Origin of the sequence: Mycobacterium sp. ITM-2016-00316 (assembly GCF_002968335.2) — a bacterium.
Taxonomy (GTDB): Bacteria; Actinomycetota; Actinomycetes; order Mycobacteriales; family Mycobacteriaceae; genus Mycobacterium.
On sequence record NZ_CP134398.1, the window covers coordinates 1,017,875 to 1,038,724 of the forward strand.

Below are 20,850 nucleotides of genomic sequence, written 5' to 3' on the forward strand. Positions count from 1 at the left end.
GGTAGGCCCCGGCAACCGCGCGGCGCGCTGACGACCGAAGGACGTAGGACACGGAATGAACGTGCGAGACAGGCTTCGAACGCCATTTCGGTGGCGCGCCTGACACGCTGACACAGCACCGGCGAACCTCGGAGCGGAAACCGAGCAGGACACAGCCGAGCGCACCGCTCGAATGAATGTTCGCCGCTGCTGTAGCGACTCCGCCTTTGGCGCCCACGCATCGGTCGGCGGAAAGCCGTTCTGCTGAAACATCGTTCGCTGGCAGCTGGAACGGAGGGCGCAGGTGCCGCCAGGGAAGGGTTGATCACACCGCCAGGATCGCAATTGCGTCCGGTGCGGACTCCGTGACGTACAGCCGGTGCTCGTCGGGACCGAAGCACATCCGCCCGGGACTCGTCAGGCCGGTGACGGTCGCTTCGAGTGCCGGGGTGCCGCTCACGTCGACCACCGATATCGACCCGTCGTGGTTGTTCGAGACGTAGGCCAGGGTCCCTGCACCATTGACCACCACGTGGGTCGAATACTTGCCGGTGAACATCTGAACGCCCTGCATCGTCGACCTGTCGAACACCTTGAGCGTTCCGTGGTTGAGGTCTCCGGGCCCGCCGCCGCTGTCGCCGCAGCACGCAACGAACAGGCGCTTCCCGTCGGCGCTGAGCGCCAGGCCCATCGGCCCATTGGTCACCGGGACCTTTCGCACCGTCGGCCACGGCGTCGTCAGGTCGATCACCGACAACTCGTTGGCGAACAAATGCGCCGCATAGATGAACTTGTCATCGGGGCTGATGACGATGTCCCGCGTGTAGCCGTCCAGCTGAATCGTCCCCACCATCTTGCGGGTGTCCAAGTCGACGATGCAGATTGCCAGCCGATTGAGATCGTAGAAGTAGAGGTACTTGGCGTTGTTGCTGCCCACCATCGCCAACGGGAAGAAACCGGGAACGTGGTCTGGCAGCAACTGAAACGTAGCGAAGCTGTCCGCAAATGCGGGAGTGAGTTCGCCGAGCTGTTTCTTGTCGGGAAGAATCGCGTACAGGCGTTGATCCGGCATACCGACGCCGAGCAGGCTGCCGTCCGGCGGGCCGTCGAGCGGCCGGTGGAAGTCGACGAACGCCAAGGGGTAGACGCCGTCCACCTCCGTGCCGATGGTCCTGATCTCTTTGGTGTTGAGGTTGATTCGTTGGAGCCGAGTATGTGCTCCGTACAAGGTGTCGCCGTGCACGTACAGGTCGTGCATTCCGTGGCTTCCGAGCGGAATACGGTCGATGAGGGCGCTGGCTGGATCGCTCATGAGGGCAGGCTAGTGTGCAGCGCCGCATCGACCGTGCGAATGAACAGAATCACCGATCCGCCGTCAAATGGCGACGACCGCGACCGAAGGTGTCCCTTCGGCGACGAACAGACGCATCTCGTCGGGACTCAGACACATGCGTGCCGGTTCGTCGAAACCTGTGATGGTGGCGATGACTTCGAGTCCACCGACGCAATCCACGACCGAGATGGAGTTGCTGCGGGCATTGGAGACGTATGCCCGGGTGCCCGCGTTGTTGACCACGACGTGCAGGGAGTACTTCCCGACGGGGACCTGCTGTTCCTGCCAGGTCGAGGTGTCGAACACCGAGAGCGTGCCGTGGTCGAGTTCACCGGGGGCACCGCCGCTGTCACCGCAACAGGCGACAAACAAGCGTTGGCCGTCGGAGCTCAAAGCCACTGCGGCCGGCCCGTTGGTCACCCGCACAGCCTTCTGGGACGGCGGTGACGTGGTGAGGTCGATAACTGCCACACAGTTCTCGTATGCCTGTGCCGCGTAGAGGGTCTGATCGTCAGGGCTGATCGCGATGTCCCAGGAGAAGTTCCCGAGCTGTATCGACCCGACCATCTTTCCGACCTTGAGGTCGACCACACATATCGCGTAGCGGTTGACGTCGAAGAAGTACAGGTACTTGGCCTCGTGGTTGGTGCCCACCATCGTCAGCGCGAAGAAGCTCGTCAGGTGCTCCGGCAGAATCTGGATGTCGCGATACAGGTCCAACCTCGGCGGAACGACCTCCAGAATCCGGTTTCGCTCGGGAAGAACGAAGTAGAGACGTTGGTCGGGCAGGCCGGTGCCGATCAGACCTCCGTCTTCGGGTCCGTCCAGAGGCCGGTGGTAGTCGACGAATGCCATCGGACCACTGCGCTCTGCCGGGGCGATGATGGTTATCTGCTTGGTGTCGAGGTCGATTCGGCGGATGGGCCCGTTCGCCGTGTACAGCACATTGCCGAGCACGTGCAGGTCGTAGGGGATGTCATCGACCAGCGGAATGCGGTCCACGATGGCATGGATCGGGGCAGTCATGAGTGAAGGCTAGGGCGTGTCTGGCCAAAATTTCGGGTGTTGCGCCTAGGGCTTGAGGGATGTCGCGATGTCAGTCGCTCTCTGACGATCAATGGGCATTGATCGAAGAGTTGTTGCCTGTACCGACGGTCAAGCGTGGCAGACCGTTTCGGGATGCCCGGCCGGTGGTGGAGGGCATCATCTACCGCTACCGGTGCGGAATCGCTGGCGTGATGTGCCCGAGGTGTTTGGAACGTGGCACACGATCTGGACCTGGCATCGCCGGATGAGCGCCGACGGAACCTGGGATGCGGTGCTGACTCGGTTGCTTTCGGCAGCTCGAGCCGGCGGGATCATCGACTGGTCAGTTGGACTCCACGATCGCGCACGCTCATCAGCACGCCACCGACCTCACCCGCCCCACAGCGGGCTGGGTCGAACTACACGAATCCGGTCTTTGAACACCTGTTGGCCCATCTGCGGGTACCCCGACTCGGCGGCGGGCCGACGTGCACCCGATCCGATCGAGTCCGCGGTGATTCCTCGAGCGTCCGATCAGGACGCCCACCGCCAACGCAAAGGGTCACGCGGCGGCCGGCCGCCGGCCTTCGACGCTGCAGACTGCAAGGCCCGCAACGTGATCGAACGCGCTTCAACACCACCAAGCAGCGGCGCGGACTGGCCGCCCGCAACGACGAACTCCCCGTCGTCTACGGCGCCGCGGCCCTACGCGCCATCACCGTCTGGCTGCCGCATTTTGTCAGACACGCCCTGGCCGAGGTCACCCATTGATGTCGGCGTCAATTTGTCCGGTGCCCGTCACCCCGCGGGTGTATGGTCCGGGCGTCCGTCAAACCGGGAGGTCCGATGACCGCAGAGTTCCAGGGCAAGATCGCGCTCGACATCCGTGATTCCGAACCGGACTGGGCGCCCTATGCCGCTCCGGTGGCGCCTGCCGATGCGCCCAATGTGCTGTATCTGGTCTGGGACGACATCGGCATCGCCACCTGGGACTGCTTCGGCGGGCTCGTCGAGATGCCGGCCATGAGCCGCATCGCGGAAAAGGGCGTACGGCTCTCGCAGTTCCACACCACCGCGCTGTGCTCACCGACCCGGGCCGCGCTGCTGACCGGCCGCAACCCCACCACCGTCGGGATGGCGACCATCGAAGAGTTCACCGACGGTTTCCCGAACAGCAACGGGCGGATTCCCTACGACACCGCGCTGCTGCCCGAGGTGCTGGCCGAACACGGTTACAACACCTACTGCATCGGCAAATGGCACCTGACGCCGCTGGAGGAGTCCAGCCTGGCGGCCACCAAACGGCACTGGCCGCTGGGCCGCGGCTTCGAACGGTTCTACGGTTTCCTGGGCGGGGAGACCGACCAGTGGTACCCGGACCTGGTGTACGACAACCATCCGGTGGCGCCGCCGGCCACCCCGGAGGACGGCTACCACCTGTCGAAGGATCTCGCGGACAAGACAATCGAGTTCATCAAGGACTCGAAGGTGATCGCACCCGACAAGCCGTGGTTCTCCTACCTGTGCCCGGGCGCCGGGCATGCGCCCCACCATGTGTTCAAGGAGTGGGCCGACAGGTACGCGGGCACCTTCGACATGGGCTACGAGCGGTACCGGGAGATCGTGCTGGACAACCAGAAACGCCTCGGCATCGTGCCGGCCGATACCGAGCTCTCGCCGGTCAACCCGTATCTGGGCGTCACGGGCCCGGGCGGTGAGCCCTGGCCGGCCCAGGACACGGTCCGCCCGTGGGACACCCTCGATGACGAGGAGAAGAAGCTGTTCACCCGGATGGCCGAGGTGTTCGCCGGGTTCCTGTCCTACACCGACGCCCAGATCGGGCGCATCCTCGACTATCTGGAGGAGTCGGGGCAGCTGGACAACACCGTCATCGTGGTCATCTCCGACAACGGCGCCAGCGGCGAAGGCGGGCCCAACGGGTCGGTCAACGAGAGCAAGTTCTTCAACGGCTACATCGACACCGTGGAAGACAGCATGCGCTTCTTCGACGAACTCGGCTCGCCGCAGACCTTCAACCACTACCCGATCGGGTGGGCCATGGCGTTCAACACGCCGTACAAGCTGTTCAAGCGCTACGCCTCGCATGAGGGCGGTATCGCCGACAGCGCGATCATCTCCTGGCCGGGCGGGATCGACGCGCACGGCGAGGTCCGGGACCACTACGTCAACGTCGCCGACATCACCCCGACGGTGTACGACCTGCTCGGCATCACCCCGCCCGACGAGGTCCGCGGCATCGCCCAGAAGCCGCTGGATGGAACGAGTTTCGCGGCCACCCTGAAGGACGCGGAGGTGGCGTCGGACAAGCAGACCCAGTACTACGCGATGCTCGGCACCCGGGGCATCTGGCATGACGGCTGGTTCGCGAACACCGTGCACGCGGCGTCGCCGGCCGGCTGGGGTCATTTCGATGCCGACCGGTGGGAGCTGTTCCACATCGAATCCGACCGCAGTCAATGCCATGATCTGGCCGCCGAGAACCCGGAGAAGCTGGAGGAACTCAAGGCGCTGTGGTTCACCGAGGCGGCCAAGTACAACGGATTGCCGTTGGCCGACCTCAACATCTTCGAGACCCTCGGCCGGTGGCGGCCCTACCTGAGTGGGGAGCGCACCAGCTACACCTACTACCCCGACAACGCCGAAGTCGGTAGTGGCGCAACGCCGGAGATCCGGGGCCGGTCTTTCTCGGTGTTCGTCGAGGTGGACGTGGACGCGGCCGGTGCCGAAGGAGTCCTGTACAAACACGGCGCCGGTCACGGCGGGCATGTGTTGTTCGTCCAGGACGGGCGCCTGCATCACGTCTACAACTTCATGGGTGAGGACGAGCAGCGGGTGTCCTCCGCCGACGTGGTGCCGTCGGGGCGCCACATCCTCGGTGTCCGGTATGAGCGCACCGGGACCGTCGAGAACAGCCACACCCCGCTCGGGGACGTGTCGCTGTACGTGGACGGCACCGTGGTCGGAACCCGCAGCGGGGTGCGTGCCCACCCGGGCAGCTTCGGTCTCGCCGGTGCGGGCATCAAGGTGGGAAGCAATCCCGGCCAGGCGGTGTGCAGCTCCTATCGGGCGCCCTTCCCGTTCACCGGTGGAACAATCGCCAAAGGGGTGGTCGACATCTCGGGTGCGCCCTACCTTGATGGAGAACGGGAATTGGCACGGGCGTTCGCGAAGGACTGATGACAGCTATCCGAGGAGCAGCAGCCGCGGCGGCGGCGACGCTGTGTCTGGCTGCGCCGATGCTGGTCGCGTGCAGCAAGTCGAGTGACGGCGCAGCGGTGGCCGACGACGGCGCCACGGTGACGACCGGCGCCACCACGACGGTGACCGTCACTCCCACCACCGATCCCGGCGGGCCGAGCACCGATATCGGGCATCCGGATTTCGGTGTCGTCCCGACCAGCACCACACCGATCCCGGCAGGCACGGTGACCTGTGAACCCGAGCAGCGCCCGCCGGTCGGCATGGTGGCCGAGGTCGCCGACTCGGTGGCCCCGGTGATCACCATCGCCGTCCCCGAGGGCTGGTCGATGCAGGGCGGGACGGGTGACGTGGGCGCCCAACTGTCGGGGCCGGACGGGATGGCGGCAACGGTGACGATCATGCCGACCACCCTCGATCCGCAGGCGGCGTTCGCCGAGTACGCGGAAGAGCTGACCGCCGACGCGGCGGTGAGCTCGCTGAGCGTGCTGCCCGCCGAACTGTGCGATTACAGCGGCCAGAAACTGCTCGGCGCGGTGTCCGACACCCCCGAGGAGGCGATCGAGTTCGTCGACCGCGTCGTGCACGTGTGGACCAACAGTCGTGACTACCTGGTGTCGGTGCACACCCAGGCCCCGACCGGTACGTCCGCTTTCGATTCCGCCGCAACGCAATTGACCGAAGACTTCGAGGTCAGGATTCCCTGACTGCGGTCGGAGCGCTGCGGCTAGCTCGCGCCGGCCATCTCGGTGCGCTGCGGGGACAACCGCAGGTGGCCGAGCATCGCGACCCCGGCGGTGAGGACCGCGGACAGCGCGAACGGCACGGCGATGTGCCACCGCAGCAGCAGCGCCCCGACGACGGCGCCGGCGAAGATCATCGCGATGGCGCCGAATCGGCGGTTGAACAGCACACCGCCACCCTTGCGTGTCCAGGTTTCACCCGCCAGCGACGCCAGTGTCGAGGTCACCACGACGGTGGTCATATCGGCGACCGCCACGGCCCGGGCGACCATCGCCTGCGAACCCATCACCGCGGCCGTCGCGGCCGCCATCACGACCTGGATGGCCGGCCCGGAGTGGTCACCGACCACGGCGGCGACCACGGTCAGGGCGGCCAAGGTCAGCGCCCCGAGCGTCAACAGGACGGTGATGCGGTGCTGCCACCCCTTGGCGCCTGCGCGCAACACCAGTCCGGCGACGAAGGCCGCCGCGGTGAACGCGGCCAGCGCGATCGCCGGACCCAGCACCGGCAGCTCGTCGGCGCCGGCCACGCCCATACCGAGGATCACGATGTTGCCGGTCATGTTGCCGGTGAACACCCGGTCCAGGGCCAGGAAGCCGACTGCGTCGACGACTCCGGTGACGAAGGTCAACGTGACCGTCGCGGCCAGGGCGAGCTTCTGTTCGGTGTCGGTCAGCGCCATCAGAAGACGAGAATGGCGAAGACCGTGGACAGCACCAGACCGGCCATCACCGGCACGAAGCACTTCCGGGCCAGGGTGAGCACCGGAATCCGGGCGAAGCCCGCGACGGCGATCAGTGACGACCACGCCACCAGGGTGCCGCCGCCGGACCAGATATTGCCCATCTGACCGATGGCGGCCAGGGTGGCGGGATCCATGTTGGCGGCGGGCCCGAGCGCACCGGCCAGCGAACCCGTGAGGGGCAGGCCGCTGAACCCCGAACCATCAAGTCCGGCAACGATGCCCACGAAGAGCACGCCGAAACCGAGGATGAACGGACTCGGTGTCACGTGGGCCATGGCGGCGCTGATCAGATCGAAGAGGAAGGCCGGCCCGGTGGCGTCGGCACCCATCCCGAGCACCCGGGCCGAGAAGTCACCGCTGCCGATGAAGAAGAACCCGGCGATGGGCAACACGACGCCCATGGCCTTGAAGGCGAAGACCAGGCCGTCGATGATGTGTGTGGACGAGCTCTCCAGGAAGTCGCGTTTGTCGTTGGTCAGACAGGCCGCGAACAGCAGGATCGCCGCGATGCCGCCGACGATGCCCGCCGCGTCACCGCCCTGCAGCGGCGGTACCAGCGCGGTGAACTTGCCCAGCAACAGATAGACGATGAACGCCAGGTAGGCGGTGGGCACCAACGCGGCGAATATTTTGGCGGCCAATGATTTCGGTAGCACCGGCTCGGTCAACGTGTCGGTGGGTGCCAGCGTCGCGGTGGCTGAGGTGCCTCCGGATCCGGCCGGCACCGGCGTCCGCGGATCCGATCCGTGCGGGGCCGCTGCGGTGCCGCCGGCACCGTCGCTCGTGCCGCCTTCGGGCACGCCGAACTTGTCGGCCTTGTTCTCCCAGGCGACCAGCAGATCCGGTGACGGTTTCTGCCACGTCCGGCGTTGCATGACGTAGGTGATGAGCAGCGCGGCGATACCGGTGATGAGCGAAAGGACCAGCGCCTTGTCGGCCACGCTGTCGGCGTCGACCCCGGCCGAGGTCGCCGAGATGCCGGGCGCGACCTTGATGATGTAGTCCGAGGACAGGGCCATGCCCTGCCCGGCGATGGCGATCACCATGCCCACCGACAACGGGCTCAGGCCGGCACGGATGGCCACCGGGATGAGCACCGCGCCGACCAGCGGGACGGCGGGCGTGGGCCAGAAGAACAGCGAGATCACGTACGTGACGATCGCGAGGGTGATGAAGCTGCTGGTGCCGGCGCGCATCACCCGCCGGAACGGGGCCACCATCAGTTTGTCGGCGCCCATCTCACGCAGGGCACCCAGCATCGCGGTGATGAAGGCGATGATCAGGAAGATGTTGAACAGCTCCTGGGCGGCGACCAGGCTGGCATTGAAGATCGACGAGAGGCCGGTCACGATGCTGCCTGAAAACACCCACGCGGTAAGCAATGTCGCGACAACCGCGGGCACCACGATGTTCTTGCGCAACGCCATCGTGATGAGGATGACGACGATTCCGGCCAGATAGATCCAGTGGGCCGCGCTGAGTTGTATATCCATCGACGGGTCTTTTCACTCACAACTGCTCGTGGGCTGTGCAGTCTGATGGGGGAATGCTCGGCCCGTTGCCCGAACGGGTCAACGCACACTGTGCACAACGCTGTGCGCACGGCCCTGTGCAACGTGTTCCGACCTTGTCATCCTGATGTCGCGGTGTTTCGCAAACGTTAAAATCCGCGCCGGCGTGCGCGTTGTCACGATGCGGGCGCCCGCGCGGGCTGTGCACAATGACCGATTGCCACCGCCTGGTCTGTGCGCCTTGGCCCACACGGGCGGCGCCTTCGCCGCGGCCGGGGTGAGACAGTGGCTGTGCGGGTGTGATTGCAGCCCGCGCAGACACCACCGCACATCGGCCACGGAAGTCCCCGCCATGACTGACACAGACAGCCGCGCCCCCGCGGGCCCGGCGGTCCCCGACGGCGCCGGCACGCCCCTGGCGCTCGCCGCGCTGCTCTCCGGGACCCTGGTCGGCACGGTGAGCAACAACGTGGTGAACGTGCCGATGCCGGCCATCCTCGCCGAATTCGGTGCGCCGCTGAGCAGCGGGGTATTCGTGGTGGTCGGCTTCCTGATGACATTCACCGCCACGATGCCGCTCGTCGGCTGGATCGGTGACCGGTTCGGCAGACGCCGGATGTACTGCACATCGATGATCGCCACCGCGGTGTGCGCCGTCGGTGCGGCGACCGCGCCCTCGCTGGAACTGCTGATTCTGTGGCGCTGTCTGGGCGGCGCGGCCGCCTCCGCCCTCGGGCCTGCCGTTCTCGGCCTGCTGACCTGGCTGTTCGCCGGGGAACGCCGGGGCAGAGCGGTGGGTCTGTGGGCCTCGGTGAACGGCATCGGTCAGGCCATCGGCCCCACCATGGGTGGGTTCATCGCCGACGGCTGGGGGTGGCGCTGGGTGTTCGTGCCGCTGGTGCCGGTCGCGCTGGCCGGTCTGATCGGCACCCTGCTGCACATCCCGCGCCATCCCGGCACCGCGATGCGGTTCGACACGATCGGCGCCACCGCACTGACGTTCGGGTCGGGACTGCTGATCCTCGGCATCGCACTCGTCCCACAGCAAGGTCTGTCGGCGGTCGTCGCCATCTCGGTGACGGTGGCCGTGGCCATCCTGGTCTTCTTCGTCTGGCACTGCCTGCGGGTGCCCGAACCGTTCGTCGATGTGCGGTTGGTGGCGGAGGCCCGGTTCGTGCGCAGCACCCTGGGCGCGTTCGCATTCATGTTCAGCCTCGGGGCCACGCTGCTGGCGGTGCCGCTCTACCTCGTCGGCGGCGGCCGGACCGGGTCGCTGGCCGGCGTGGTGCTGCTGGCGATCCCGGCGTCGATGGTGATCCTGGGCCCGCTGGTCGGTCGCTACCTGGATCGGATCGGGGCCCGCCGGGTGCTGCGCACCGGGTTGTCGCTGCTGATCGTCGGTCAGGGGATGCTGGCGGCAGCCGTCGGCGGGGATCTCGTCGAGAAGAGCGGGGATTGGCCGTTTTCGTGGCGATTCTGGTCCTGATCGGGATCGGTACGGCCTTCGTGCAGACGCCGGCGGCCACCGGTGCCACCCGCTCGCCCGCCGGGGCGCAGGGCACCGGGCTCGGGTTGTTCAACCTGGTGCGGTTCGGCGGCTCGGCGATGGGCGCCGCGTGGGTCGCGATCGCGCTGGGCTTCGGCGGCACCCTCGGCTTCACGCTCGCGTTTGCGATGGTCTCCGGCGTTGCGGTGCTCGGTCTGCTGGGCTCGTTCATCGGGCCCGATCCGACACCCGTTCGGTAGCGGCGCCGCCCCTCAGCGGAAGCTGGCCTCCCGGTCGACGGCGGCGTGTACCTCACTGAGCAGGTCCAGCCGGATCGCCAGCCAGACGGTGAACTGGTTGTCGGGCAACCGGATATCGAGACCGATCGCCCGCGACACCCGATCCAACTTGGTCAGCATGGTGTTGCGGTGCACATTGAGCACCCGGGCGGTGGCGTTGACGTTCCCGCCGTTGGCCAGGTATCCGGTCAGGAAGTCGCGCAGATCGGGAGTGCCGCGCAGGGGTCCGAGGATGTCGTTGACCAGTGACTTGCTCTGTTCGGTCTCGGCGATCTCGGCGAGCACGGTGAAACTCCGCAGATCCTGATAGGACACCGCGCCGGTGAGGCCGAGCCTGCGCGCGATGCCCAGGGCGATGCGGGCCTCGCGGTAGCTCGCCGAGACGGCTTGGGCACCACTGGCCGGCCTGCTGTAGGACACCGCGACTGCGGCACCGCGGCGGTTCTCCAGTTCGCCCGCCATGGCCTCGGCGTAGTGCACCATCTCGCCGTGCCGTGCGGTGTCGTCGCCGCCACAGAGTGAGCGGACCACCACCAGGACGTCACCCAGCACGGTGACGTAGGAGCGGACGGCGGGATCCGGTGCCACATTGGCGGCGTACCGGGCCAGCCGGACCATGCTCGCCGCGGGGTTGTCCACCCCATGGGGAATCGCGCCCGGCGCGACGAAAACACCGAACTGCGAGTCGATGTCGACATCGTGGTACTCGGCCCGCGCACGCATGTCGTGCTCGCTGGAGAAATGTCCGTGCACCAGGGCCTGCACGAAATCACCGCGGGCGCGTTCCTCGGCCTCGTCGACGCTGTGCTGCCGCAACATCTCCGAACCGATGATGGCGGTCGCCTGTTCGGTGACGACGATGTGCCGCGCCAGATCGTGGGCACCGGGTTCGGAATTCGGCACCAGGACGAGCACCCAGCCCTCGAACGCCTTGCCGAGCCGGATGGCCGTGGAGATGGCGGTCCAGGCGTTGCCGTGTGGGTCCGCGAGATGCTCGACGCGGGTGTCGTGATGACCCGGGAGCCTGGCGCCGGCCGGTAGGTCGACGGTCAGCTTCGGGACGATGACCTCGGTGAGCACTGCCGCCGCCTCGGCGGCCAAGCCGTTGTGGGCCACGATCTGGCCGCGGGCATCCAGTGCCACCGCCGGGTTGCGGGCCAGGTTGGACACCTCGCGGATCAGTATCTGCAGCCCGGCCCCGCGGTGGAAGAGCCCCGCCAAGGACGCGTGTACGTGCGTGGCATACCGCATCACGTGCACTTCCTGGCTCAGTGCCCGCTCCGCCAGCAACCGGTTCAGTGCGGTGAACCCGACCGGGAACGCCATCTCGATCACCACCAGCCCGGCGGGCAGTGTCGCCGGGAAATCGGCGGGGACCGCACCGTCGACGACCAGGGTGGTGGCACCGCGCGCGGCGAGCGCGGCCAGTGCGCCCGCGGTGCCCAGCAATGCCTCCGGGCGGGCGTAGACCGCGACGCCGTCCAGCGGTTCATGGCGGGACAACACCTCGGAAAGTGGCAGCACCCAATGTAATTCGCGACCGGTATGGTCCTGACCGGCGATCACCCGGGCACCCGACATGAGGGATTCGTCGAGCAGTCCGGCGACCGTCATCCGGTCACCGTGCGGGTGCTCTGCTGCCATGTGCTCACCTGCTCTGTGCGGCGCGTACGTCGATGCGGTGGCGGATCGAACCACCACGATCACACTGTCGAGTGCCCACAGCCTATGTGCAGTTTGACCATGATGCGGCCGATAAAGCGGACATTGTGACCAAGGCGGGCGTCCGCTTGCCCCGGTAGACATTCACCAGGCGAACAGCCCGGGGCGGGATTGCCGCCCCGCACGAACCCCGCAATTCTCAGGAGGTCAGCAGATATGCACCAGATCTACCGGATCACCCTCGACGATGCCCTGCCGCTGCTCGCCGCCGGCCGGGCCAAGGCCGAGGAGATCGGCGTCAAGCAGACGCTGTGCATCTGCGATGACGGCGGTAATGTTCTTGCCCTGCACCGCCTTCCGGGTGCCCGGCTGACCGGCGTCGACATCTCCATCGCCAAGGCGTTCACCGCCGCAGGCCACGAGCGCGCCACCCACCTGTTCAACGAGGCGCCCGACGGGCCGGCGCTGCCGGGCAACGAGGCCTTCGGGATCAGCCACATGCTGCCGGGCAAGTTCGCGGTCTTCGTCGGCGGATTCCCGCTCGTCTTCAACGGCCAGGTCATCGGCGGCGTCGGGATCAGTGGCGGCAACGGCGCTCAGGACAAGGCGGTCGGTGCGGCGATTCTGGCCGAGTTCGAGGCCCTGACCGCAGCGGTCGGCAGTCACTGAGCAGGTGTGCACCATGCCTCGTCGCCGCGGGTATCCGGGGTGATGTTGTCCATGTCGCAACGCCGGTCTGCTGGCTAACGTCGCTGGTGCAGAGGCGACTTCGCAACGCCGCGTCGTCTCGCAGCCCCCATCAAATGCGAAACATCCTCTGTTGCTCATCGTTTCGCGACATCAACTGATCGAAGGAATCTGATCCATGACTGAACTACTGGGCCGTGACGAGTTCCGCGCCGAACTGGAGAATGCCATCAAGGGTCGTGAGGCCAAGAACGCATCGTTCTCCAAGGCGTGGGCTGAGGGGCAGCTGGAGCGCCATCACTTCGCCCGCTGGGCCGAGAACCACTTCCACTACGTCGGGCCGTTCGCCGACTACCTGGCCAACATCTACGCCAACACCCCCGACGAGTTCACCGGCGCGAAGGATTTCACGCTGCAGAACATGTACGAGGAAGAGCTCGCCGACATCCGGCACACCGACCTGCTGATCAAGTTCGGCGAGGCCTGCGGGACCACCAAGGAACGCATCGAGGACCCGAACAACATGAATGCCATCACCCGCGGTCTGCAGTCCTGGTGCTACGCGGTGTCACAGCGCGAGCACTTCGTGGTGGCCACCGCCGCACTGGTGGTGGGTCTGGAGTCGCAGGTGCCCAGCATCTACACCAAGCAGATCGTGCCCCTGCGCGAGGTCTACAAGTTCACCGAGGACGAGATCGAGTTCTTCGATCTGCACATCACCTCCGATGTGGTGCACGGCGAACGCGGCTACCAGATCGTGTTGGACCACGCCGACACCGTGGCGTTGCAGCAGCGTTGCCTGCAGATGGTGCGCTGGGGAGCCGAGATGCGGTTCTCCTACACCAAGGGGCTGTATGACACCTATGTCGCACCCGAGCTGGAGACCGCCGGCGTCTGAGTGACTTCGGCGCGCCCACAACCGCTGCGCGAGCGTGGGCGCGCCGAAATCGGACAGGAGAATCATGGAGTGGACCGCGGTCGCCACCGCACGAGAACTGGGCAGACGCCGCAAGCTGCGGGTCGAGATCGACGGCACCGCCATCGCCCTGTTCCAGACCGACGGGCGGGTATATGCCTTCGCCGATCTCTGTGTGCACCAGGATCGTTCGCTGTTCAAGGGGACGCTGCTGCACGGCAAGGTGATCTGTCCGGGCCACCAGTGGCAGTTCGATCTGGAGACCGGCTACGAGGCCGATCAGGATCTGTGCCAGCCCACCTACCCGGTGCGTGTCGACGACGACGGCACCATCTATGTCAACCTCGCGCCGGAAAGCCGTGTGCCGGCCCGCACCGAAGAGGAGGCGCGGACATGACACCGCGCACCATCGTCACCGTCGGCGCCGGCCAGGCCGCCGCCGTGGCCGCCCGCAACCTGCGCAGGCAGGGGTTCGACGGCCGCATCATGCTCATCGGGGACGAACCCCATGCGCCCTATCAGCGTCCGCCGCTGTCCAAGGAATTCCTGGCAGGTGCCGACAGCGAGGCCGCCCTCTGGATTCTGCGTCCCAGCTGGATCGCCGACAACGATGTGGAGATCGTCACCGGAACCGGCGTGCTGCGGGTGGATCCGGTCGCGCGGACCGTTGCGCTGGACAACGGTTCCGAGATCGGCGCCGACGCAGTGCTTTTTGCCACCGGTGGCTCACCGCGAACGCTGCCCGTGCCCGGCCCGCGACCCGATCTCGTGCACTACCTGCGCACCCTCGACGATGCCCTGCGGCTGGCCCCGGTACTGGCCCCCGGTCGGCGGCTGGCCATCATCGGCGCGGGATTCATCGGCCTGGAGATCGCGGCCACCGCGGCCGCCGCGGGGGTGGCGGTCACCGTGTTCGAATCGGTTCCGGTGCCGCTGGCCCCCATCCTCGGAGCGCAGATGGGGCAGGCCGTCAGCCAGCTGCACCGTGACAACGGCGTGGATCTGCGCACCGGAGTCCGGTTGGCCGGCATCCGGACCACCGCCGACGGTGTGCTCGTCGACATCACCGGCACCGCAGCACCGTTCGAGGCCGACGCCGTCGTGATCGGCATCGGCATCACGCCGAACACCGCCGCCGCCGAGGCTTCCGGGCTGCGTAGCGAGGACGGGATCGTGGTGGACGCCCTGGGGCGCAGCACCATCCCGAACATCTACGCCGCCGGAGACGTGGCGCGCCGATACTCCGAGCGGGCGGGCCGTCACGTTCGTCTGGAGCACTTCGACAATGCCAGCAGGCAGGGCGTCGCGGTGTCCAACGCGATGCTGGGCCGCGACGCACCCTCGGATGACGCGCCGTGGTTCTGGTCGGATCAGCACGGACGCAACCTCCAATTCGTCGGTGCGGCAACCGGAGAACCGGTGATCCGCGGTGATCTGGGTGCGCTGGACTTCACCGGCTTCTACCTGGAAGGCGCCACCGTGCGGGGCGCCTTCACCATCGACCGCGGCGAGGACATCATGGCCGTGCGGGAGCTGCTGGGCCGAGAGGTCGACATTGCCGCCCTGTGCGATGAGGACACCGATCTGTGGGATCTCGCCTACGCAGACATCGACGAAGAATCGCAGGTACAGCAATGACCACCGGAGGAAACTTCATCGGCGGGGCCTGGGTGCCCGCCTTGTCCGGCGACACCTTCTCCCGGACCAACCCGGCCGACCCGACCGACCTCATCGGAACCTTCCCCGCCTCGGGGCCCGCCGACGTCGCCAACGCCGTGGACGGGTTGACGAAGTCCGCACCGGAATGGGCGGCGACCGCGCCCGAGCGCCGCGCGGCGATCCTGGAATCGGCTGCCGCCGAACTGCAGAAGCGCGGTCCCGAACTGATCGCGGAGTTGGTCCGCGAAGAAGGCAAGACCCTCGCCGAGGCGACCATGGAGGTCAGCCGCACACCGGCGAATCTGCGGTTCTACGCCGCCGAGGCGACCCGTGGCGGGGGAGTGACGCTGCCCGCGGCCGGCGACACCCTGCTGTACACGCTGCGTGAACCGGTGGGTGTCGTCGGTGCGATCACCCCGTGGAACTTCCCGCTCAACATTCCCTCCCGCAAGCTCGGGCCGGCGCTGGCGGTCGGAAACCCGGTGCTGTTCAAGCCCTCCGAAATCACCCCACTGATGGGGCAACGCCTCGTCGAGGCGCTGCTGGCCGGCGGGTTGCCGCCCTCGGTGATCGCGCTCGTCCAGGGCGACGGGGTGGCCGGTGCCGCGGTGGCCGCCGACGAGCGGATCGCGGCCGTGACTTTCACCGGTTCCACCGAGGTGGGCCGCGCCATCCACGCCCGGGTCGGGCCGCACCGGCGGGTCCAGCTGGAAATGGGCGGCAAGAATCCGGTGCTCGTCGCCGACGACGCCGACCTGGACCGCGCGGCGGCGCTGATCGTCAAGGGCGCCTTCGGGTTGTCCGGTCAGGCGTGCACCGGCACCAGTCGGGTGATCGCCACCGATGCGGTGCACGACGAACTGGTCGAGCGGGTCATCCGGCGCACCGAGGCCCTGGTGGTCGGCCCGGGCGCCGGTGACGGTGTGGACATGGGCGCGCTGGCCAGCGCGCAGCAACTCGACAAGTTCGCGCACTATGTGGCGGTCGGGGTCGCCGAGGGCGCCCGGTTGCGGTGCGGCGGTACCACCGAGGACGTGGCGGCAAGCCCAGGCGGCCATTTCGTGCGGCCCGCCGTGTTCACCGATACCGAACCCACGATGCGCATCGTCACCGAGGAGGTGTTCGGTCCGCTGCTGGCCTTCCAGCGGGCGGGCTCGCTGAACGAGGGGATCGAGCTGGCCAATGCCACCGAGTTCGGACTGTCGGCGGCGATCGTCACCTCGAGCCTGGCCACCGCCCAGCGGTTCGCCCGCGAGTCGCGGACCGGTCTGGTCAAGATCAACCAGCCGACGACCGGGATGGCGATGAACGCGCCGTTCGGCGGATACAAGTCATCGTCGACCGCCACGTTCAAGGAACAGGCCGGGGCTTCGATGATGGAGTTCTACCTGGCCGAGAAGACCGTCTACCTCGACGCCTGACAGCCCACACAGAAACACGGAGAACAACAATGGATTTCGTTCGGGTAGCACGATCAGGGCAGGTGCCCGAGGGTATCGTCCGGCGGTTCTACTCCGGCGATCACGAGTTTGCCGTGGCGCGACTCAACGGCAAGGCCTACGCCACCTCCAACTACTGCACGCACCTGGACTGCCTGCTGTCCTCGGGCAAGCTCCGCGACGACGGCATCGGCTGTTCCTGCCACGGCAGCGCGTTCGACCTGGAGACCGGTGAGCCGATCAGCCCGCCGGCCACCGAACCCATCAAGACCTTCCCGTGTCAGGAACGTGACGGTGAGATCTTCGTCGGCGTGGAGCCCGGCGAGGTGCCCGCGGGCCCGACCCGCCGGGCCCGCCGGGGCGCCTGATGAGCGCGTCGCAACGCCCACCGGCGCTGTCGGCGGGCGGCATGGTCAGCAGCAGTCATCCGGCGGCCAGCCTGGCCGGTGCGCGGGTGCTGGCCGACGGTGGCAACGCCATCGACGCCACGCTGGCGATGGCCGGACTGACCTGGCTGACCCTGCCCGGGCAGTGCGGGATCGGCGGCGACGCCTTTGCCGTGGTGCGCGAACCCGACGGGCGGGTGTGGACCGTCAACGGATCGGGCTTCGGGCCCGATGGTGGGACCCCGGATTTCTATGCCGCCCAAGGCCTCGGCGCGATACCGATGGACGGGCCGCTGGCCGTGGCGGTGCCCGGTGCACCAGCCGCGCTGCTGGCACTGCATGGCGGCGGCGCCACCAGGTCGCTGTCCGAACTGTGGGAACCCACCGCCCGCATCGCCGAGAACGGGCTGCCGTGCTCGGCGCGCACCGCGGGCGATGTCGGCGTGGCGGCAGCGGCGGTCGCGGCCGACCCCGGACTCGCCGAGATCTATGCGCCCCAAGGCGTTCCGCCGGCGGTCGGGCGCAGGCTCCCGCATCCTGCGCTGGCGGCCACCATCCGGATGTTGGCACACAACCCCGGCGGTTTCTACACCGGCGAGTTCGCCGAACGTGCCGTGGCGGCGCTGCAGGCCGGCGGCGCACCGTTCAGCGGCGACGAATGGGCCGCGGGGGCGCAGGTGACTCCCGAGCCCGCGCTCACCGGTCGCTACGCCGGCGCGGTGCTGCACCAGACGCCGCTGCCGACGCCCGGGTGGATGGTGCTGCAGCAGGCGGCCCTGTGCGACGGCGCCCTCGGCGCGTCCGAATGGCTGTCGGCGGCCGCCATCGACCGGCTGGCCCGAGCCGCCCGACTGTCGTTTGCGGACCGATTTGCGTTGTGCGGCAGTGATAATCGTCGCGAAGGTGCCGACTACATCCTGACCGCCGAACGCCTGGACGCGCAACGCCGCGATCTCGACGGTCGCATCGAAGTCCGCGGCCCCATGGCGGTCGCGGCGGGGGACACCACCTCGACGGTGGCGGTGGACGCCGACGGCCGCGCGGTGAGCTTCATCCACTCGCTGGCGTTCACCTTCGGCGCGAAGTTCAGCGTGCCCGGCACCGGAGTGGTGCTCAACAACCGGCTGGGCCGGGGCGCCTACCTGCTGCCCGGACACCCCAACGAGGTCACACCACGCCGCAAGCCACTGCACACGCTCAACGCCTGGATCGTCACCGACGAGCGCGGGGCGCTGCGCCACGTCGGCAACACCCCGGGTGGTGACGGGCAGGTGCAGTGGAACATGCAGCTGATCTCCCACGTCCTGGACTACGGCCGCGATGCCGCCGAGGCGGTGGCGGCATCGCGATTCACGGTGTTCCCGGGTTCGGACGCCGACGTCATCGGCGCACCCGACGAACTGCGTGTGGAGCCGAGCCTGCCCGGCGCCGTGCGCGACGAACTTGCCGCTCTCGGGCACCGCATCGTCGTGCAACCTGACCTCGGTGCCGGCGGGAGCGCCCAGTTGATCTCCGTCGACGACCGGGGTGTGCTGACCGGTGCCGCCGACCCCCGCCAGGAGGGAGTGGCGCTCGGTGTCGAATGAGCGAACCGAAGCCCCTGCGCCGCAGGGTGATTACGTCCTCGCGACGCTGCACGCCGGGCTCATCTTCAGCGCCGGGATGACGCCACGCCGCAACGGGGCACTCACAGTCACCGGTATCGTCGGCCGACAGGTCGACCTGGCCACGGCGCGCGCCGCGGCGATGCTGGCGGCCACCAATGCACTGGCCGCGGTGCGGTCGGTACTTCCTCCGGATGCGGCGGGGATGCGGTGCTTGCACATGACCGTGTATGTGGCGTGCACATCGGATTTCACCGCGGCATCGGGCGTTGCCGACGGTGCGTCCGCAGCGATCGCTGCGGAACTCGGGGCAGACGCCCTGCCGGCGCGCAGCGCGATCGGGGTGTGTGCACTGCCTTCCGGCGCGCCTGTCGAGGTGCAATTGGTGGCAGCAGCGCTGTGAGGACGCGGTGGCGCGGGACACAGTGCACAGTCGCCGACGGGCCGATGTGTGCGGAGTCGGCATTGTCGAAAGTTTGTTCATGGGACAAACTCTCGACACTTGCCATACACATCAGCCAAGGCACATGCGAACCGTTCAGCCCCATGTAGAACCCACCCCCGGCCGCTACCTTCTCTGCTCCACCCGGCGACCGCAGTCCCGATTGGATGGTGACGTCAGTGTCCATTGCGCACTGGGTGTACCTGCTCGGCCTCGTCGTCCTGATCGTCACGGTCATCGCCAAAAAGAACGTCATCGCCCCGGCGATGATCGCGACCTTTCTGACGGGACTGGCGTTCTCCGGCACCCTCACCTCCGGACTCGGAGCGGTGTTCAACGCCGCGATCATCGGTACCCGCGAGCTGCTGCCCATCTTCATCATCATCGCGCTGGTGACCGCCATGCTCGGAGCGGTGCGCGATGCCGGTGCGGACTCGGTGATGATCCGGCCCCTGCGTGGGCTCTTTCGAAATGGCCACATCTCGTACGTGGTCCTGGCCGTCGTGACCTTTCTCCTGTCGGTGTCGTTCTGGCCGACCCCCGTGTTGCCGTTGATCGCCGCGATCCTGCTGCCTGCGGCGGTCAGAGTGGGACTGCCGCCCTTCGGGGCGGCCCTGGCGATCGCCATCGCCGGGCAGGGGATGGCGCTCAGTTCGGATCTGGTCATGGGGGTGGCCCCTGCGCTGTCCGCCGAGGGGGCCGACGTCTCCGCGAGTGTCATCGCGGTGCGGGCGACCATCATCGCGCTGATCGCCGGCGTGGTGGCGCTGTCCATCGCCTACGTGCGCGACGTGCGTCTGAAGATGCTCGACCCGGTGGCAGCCGCCGCGGTGACACTGCCCGTCGCAGAGGCGTCCGCCGGTTCTGAGCCTTCCGCGAGCAGCGCCGGCGCAGGCGGTGCCGACACGTCCGGTGGCCGGGCCCGCGCGGCCACGCTGAGCCCCACGGGCTCCGGGGCCGACGCACTCGACGGCGAGAATGCCACGCCGTCGACGAAGGCGCGCCTCATCGCGATCGGGGTGCCCACGTTGTTCGCCGCCCTGCTGGCCTTCATGCTGCTGGGCCGGTTCACTCCCTGGGTGCCCGATATCGATGACGGGTTGGGGGCGCCCCTGGTCGGTGGAGCCGCGGCCCTGGCGCTGGTGACCATCGCCGTGCTGGTGAGCCGACGAACCTGGCTTGGTGATGTCGGTCAGCATTTCACCGACGGCATCACGTTCTCGTTCCGCTCCATGGGCATGGTCATCCCGGTCGCGGGTTTCGTCTACATCGGACTTTCGGACTATTCCGGCGCCATCCTGGGCCTGGACCCGGAGATGCCCGCGCCGGCCTTCCTGCTGGATGCCGTGGCGTCGGTGGAACCCTATATTCCGGAGGTGCCGGTGTTCGCGGCCTTCGCGATGCTGCTGATCGGCATGGTGATCGGCCTCGACGGCAGCGGCTGGCCCGGGTTGCCGTTCACCGGGTCGCTGGCAGCCTCGCTGGGTGAGAGCTCGGGCGCTGATGTCGCCACCCTGGCGGCGATCGCGCAGAACGGTGCCAGCTGGACCGGCGGGGGCACCCTGGTGATCTGGTCATCGCTGATCGTGGTGGCGAGCCTGACCGGGGTATCGGTGATGGATCTGGCCCGTCGACTCTTCGTCCCGGTGATGTGTGGCCTGGTGGTGGCCACTTCGGTGGCGGCGGTACTGCTGCTGTGAGAATCGCAGGGAT

17 protein-coding genes and 1 pseudogene are annotated in these 20,850 nt (G+C 67.6%); 13 read left to right on the forward strand and 5 right to left on the reverse strand.

All coding sequences use genetic code 11. The features are described 5' to 3' along the window. Positions 1 to 304: 304 nt before the first annotated feature. Both C6A86_RS04860 and C6A86_RS04865 read right to left on the reverse strand, forming a co-directional pair. Positions 305 to 1,291 (reverse strand): YncE family protein, encoded by a 987-nt coding sequence (locus tag C6A86_RS04860; RefSeq protein WP_105361742.1) that lies wholly within the window; start codon positions 1,289 to 1,291, stop codon positions 305 to 307. A gap of 63 nt (positions 1,292 to 1,354) precedes the next feature. Further along, a complete protein-coding gene (locus C6A86_RS04865; protein WP_105361741.1) occupies positions 1,355 to 2,338 on the reverse strand; it encodes a YncE family protein in 984 nt (327 codons plus the stop codon). Between the two features lie 59 nt (positions 2,339 to 2,397). Between C6A86_RS04865 and C6A86_RS29155 the strand changes: the two genes are divergently transcribed. From C6A86_RS29155 to C6A86_RS04875, 3 genes are all read left to right on the forward strand, one after another. Further along, on the forward strand, positions 2,398 to 2,607 hold the full coding sequence (locus tag C6A86_RS29155) for a transposase (RefSeq protein WP_396834748.1): 210 nt from the start codon (positions 2,398 to 2,400) through the stop codon (positions 2,605 to 2,607). Positions 2,608 to 3,184: 577 nt separating this feature from the next. Further along, positions 3,185 to 5,536 carry an arylsulfatase gene (locus C6A86_RS04870; protein ID WP_105364658.1) on the forward strand — a complete coding sequence of 784 codons (2,352 nt, stop codon included), beginning with the start codon at positions 3,185 to 3,187 and terminating at the stop codon, positions 5,534 to 5,536. After that, positions 5,536 to 6,264: a hypothetical protein gene (locus C6A86_RS04875; RefSeq protein WP_233213108.1), complete on the forward strand. Its 729-nt coding sequence runs from the start codon at positions 5,536 to 5,538 to the stop codon at positions 6,262 to 6,264. Before C6A86_RS04870 ends, C6A86_RS04875 begins: the two co-directional genes overlap by 1 nt. 20 nt (positions 6,265 to 6,284) lie before the next feature. Here C6A86_RS04875 and C6A86_RS04880 read toward each other — a convergent pair whose 3' ends face one another. Continuing rightward, positions 6,285 to 6,983, reverse strand: coding sequence for a YoaK family protein (locus C6A86_RS04880; protein ID WP_105364633.1), 699 nt, complete (start codon positions 6,981 to 6,983; stop codon positions 6,285 to 6,287). Further along, on the reverse strand, positions 6,983 to 8,539 hold the full coding sequence (locus C6A86_RS04885) for a hypothetical protein (protein ID WP_105364634.1): 1,557 nt from the start codon (positions 8,537 to 8,539) through the stop codon (positions 6,983 to 6,985). Before C6A86_RS04885 ends, C6A86_RS04880 begins: the two co-directional genes overlap by 1 nt. Positions 8,540 to 8,909: 370 nt before the next feature. On the opposite strand from C6A86_RS04885, the pseudogene C6A86_RS04890 reads away from it, so the two are divergent. Beyond that, positions 8,910 to 10,303: pseudogene (locus tag C6A86_RS04890) on the forward strand (MFS transporter). A 12-nt stretch (positions 10,304 to 10,315) separates the two neighbouring features. Here the strand turns inward: C6A86_RS04890 and C6A86_RS04895 are convergent. Next, positions 10,316 to 11,986, reverse strand: a complete 1,671-nt coding sequence (locus C6A86_RS04895) for a CdaR family transcriptional regulator (RefSeq protein WP_233213109.1) — start codon at positions 11,984 to 11,986, stop codon at positions 10,316 to 10,318. Positions 11,987 to 12,220: 234 nt separating this feature from the next. On the opposite strand from C6A86_RS04895, the gene C6A86_RS04900 reads away from it, so the two are divergent. The 9 genes from C6A86_RS04900 to C6A86_RS04940 all read left to right on the forward strand — a co-directional run bounded on the left by C6A86_RS04900 (position 12,221) and on the right by C6A86_RS04940 (position 20,837). Beyond that, positions 12,221 to 12,673, forward strand: coding sequence for a heme-binding protein (locus C6A86_RS04900; protein ID WP_105364636.1), 453 nt, complete (start codon positions 12,221 to 12,223; stop codon positions 12,671 to 12,673). 196 nt (positions 12,674 to 12,869) lie between these two features. Further along, on the forward strand, positions 12,870 to 13,589 hold the full coding sequence (locus tag C6A86_RS04905; protein WP_105364637.1) for a TenA family transcriptional regulator: 720 nt from the start codon (positions 12,870 to 12,872) through the stop codon (positions 13,587 to 13,589). Positions 13,590 to 13,653: 64 nt separating this feature from the next. Beyond that, on the forward strand, positions 13,654 to 14,004 hold the full coding sequence (locus tag C6A86_RS04910; protein WP_105364638.1) for a Rieske 2Fe-2S domain-containing protein: 351 nt from the start codon (positions 13,654 to 13,656) through the stop codon (positions 14,002 to 14,004). After that, on the forward strand, positions 14,001 to 15,245 hold the full coding sequence (locus tag C6A86_RS04915; protein WP_105364639.1) for an NAD(P)/FAD-dependent oxidoreductase: 1,245 nt from the start codon (positions 14,001 to 14,003) through the stop codon (positions 15,243 to 15,245). The genes C6A86_RS04910 and C6A86_RS04915 overlap by 4 nt, the downstream gene beginning before the upstream one ends. Then, positions 15,242 to 16,687 (forward strand): aldehyde dehydrogenase family protein, encoded by a 1,446-nt coding sequence (locus tag C6A86_RS04920; RefSeq protein ID WP_105364640.1) that lies wholly within the window; start codon positions 15,242 to 15,244, stop codon positions 16,685 to 16,687. Before C6A86_RS04915 ends, C6A86_RS04920 begins: the two co-directional genes overlap by 4 nt. A gap of 29 nt (positions 16,688 to 16,716) precedes the next feature. Further along, positions 16,717 to 17,073, forward strand: coding sequence for a non-heme iron oxygenase ferredoxin subunit (locus tag C6A86_RS04925; protein WP_105364641.1), 357 nt, complete (start codon positions 16,717 to 16,719; stop codon positions 17,071 to 17,073). Continuing rightward, entirely contained in the window at positions 17,073 to 18,677 is a 1,605-nt protein-coding gene (locus C6A86_RS04930) for a gamma-glutamyltransferase family protein (protein ID WP_105364642.1), read from the forward strand. The genes C6A86_RS04925 and C6A86_RS04930 overlap by 1 nt, the downstream gene beginning before the upstream one ends. Then, positions 18,667 to 19,098, forward strand: a complete 432-nt coding sequence (locus tag C6A86_RS04935; protein ID WP_105364643.1) for a RidA family protein — start codon at positions 18,667 to 18,669, stop codon at positions 19,096 to 19,098. Before C6A86_RS04930 ends, C6A86_RS04935 begins: the two co-directional genes overlap by 11 nt. 218 nt (positions 19,099 to 19,316) lie before the next feature. After that, positions 19,317 to 20,837 (forward strand): permease, encoded by a 1,521-nt coding sequence (locus C6A86_RS04940; RefSeq protein ID WP_233213110.1) that lies wholly within the window; start codon positions 19,317 to 19,319, stop codon positions 20,835 to 20,837. Positions 20,838 to 20,850 lie beyond the last annotated feature (13 nt).

Excerpts from the sequence above, each read along its gene's own strand:
- C6A86_RS04860 (WP_105361742.1), bottom strand. The coding sequence starts at position 1,291 with ATGAGCGATCCAGCCAGCGCCCTCATCGACCGTATTCCGCTCGGAAGC.
- C6A86_RS04865 (WP_105361741.1), bottom strand. The coding sequence starts at position 2,338 with ATGACTGCCCCGATCCATGCCATCGTGGACCGCATTCCGCTGGTCGAT.
- C6A86_RS29155 (WP_396834748.1), top strand. The coding sequence starts at position 2,398 with ATGTCGCGATGTCAGTCGCTCTCTGACGATCAATGGGCATTGATCGAA.
- C6A86_RS04870 (WP_105364658.1), top strand. The coding sequence starts at position 3,185 with ATGACCGCAGAGTTCCAGGGCAAGATCGCGCTCGACATCCGTGATTCC.
- C6A86_RS04875 (WP_233213108.1), top strand. The coding sequence starts at position 5,536 with ATGACAGCTATCCGAGGAGCAGCAGCCGCGGCGGCGGCGACGCTGTGT.
- C6A86_RS04880 (WP_105364633.1), bottom strand. The coding sequence starts at position 6,983 with ATGGCGCTGACCGACACCGAACAGAAGCTCGCCCTGGCCGCGACGGTC.
- C6A86_RS04885 (WP_105364634.1), bottom strand. The coding sequence starts at position 8,539 with ATGGATATACAACTCAGCGCGGCCCACTGGATCTATCTGGCCGGAATC.
- C6A86_RS04895 (WP_233213109.1), bottom strand. The coding sequence starts at position 11,986 with ATGGCAGCAGAGCACCCGCACGGTGACCGGATGACGGTCGCCGGACTG.
- C6A86_RS04900 (WP_105364636.1), top strand. The coding sequence starts at position 12,221 with ATGCACCAGATCTACCGGATCACCCTCGACGATGCCCTGCCGCTGCTC.
- C6A86_RS04905 (WP_105364637.1), top strand. The coding sequence starts at position 12,870 with ATGACTGAACTACTGGGCCGTGACGAGTTCCGCGCCGAACTGGAGAAT.
- C6A86_RS04910 (WP_105364638.1), top strand. The coding sequence starts at position 13,654 with ATGGAGTGGACCGCGGTCGCCACCGCACGAGAACTGGGCAGACGCCGC.
- C6A86_RS04915 (WP_105364639.1), top strand. The coding sequence starts at position 14,001 with ATGACACCGCGCACCATCGTCACCGTCGGCGCCGGCCAGGCCGCCGCC.
- C6A86_RS04920 (WP_105364640.1), top strand. The coding sequence starts at position 15,242 with ATGACCACCGGAGGAAACTTCATCGGCGGGGCCTGGGTGCCCGCCTTG.
- C6A86_RS04925 (WP_105364641.1), top strand. The coding sequence starts at position 16,717 with ATGGATTTCGTTCGGGTAGCACGATCAGGGCAGGTGCCCGAGGGTATC.
- C6A86_RS04930 (WP_105364642.1), top strand. The coding sequence starts at position 17,073 with ATGAGCGCGTCGCAACGCCCACCGGCGCTGTCGGCGGGCGGCATGGTC.